Here is a 336-nt window from a genome sequence, read left to right on the forward strand (position 1 = left end):
GCCGGATTTTGCTTCCTTTTCTAGTTGCGGAATGGCATTGTCGATTTTTAGTTGGTTGTACAGGACGATCCCACGGCTTTGTTTTGTGGCTGTCTGGTTTTCTGAGTTGGAGGCATGCGTTTCCGCGCTCAAAGTCGGAGAGCAAATAAAGGCCAGGATAAGTAGCGAGCGAAATGCCCGGAGGATGTTCATTTTTTTGTTGTGCTCATTAATAGTTTCTTAGAAGCGGTGTTGCTCCGCTGGTGGAGTAATTCGGGCGGGGAACAAAATTTTTCTGGCAATAATCTGAAAGGTTCGCACCAAGCAGTTTTACATGGTTGTTGTAACGATTCCGCG

At 46.4% G+C, this 336-nt stretch carries 1 pseudogene; it reads right to left on the reverse strand.

Annotated elements, in window-relative coordinates:
* Positions 1-192: pseudogene (locus BK660_RS32830) on the reverse strand (hypothetical protein); the annotation flags it as partial.
* Positions 193-336 lie beyond the last annotated feature (144 nt).

It is taken from the genome of Pseudomonas brassicacearum (assembly GCF_003732265.1).
Classification (GTDB): domain Bacteria; phylum Pseudomonadota; class Gammaproteobacteria; order Pseudomonadales; family Pseudomonadaceae; genus Aquipseudomonas; species Aquipseudomonas brassicacearum_D.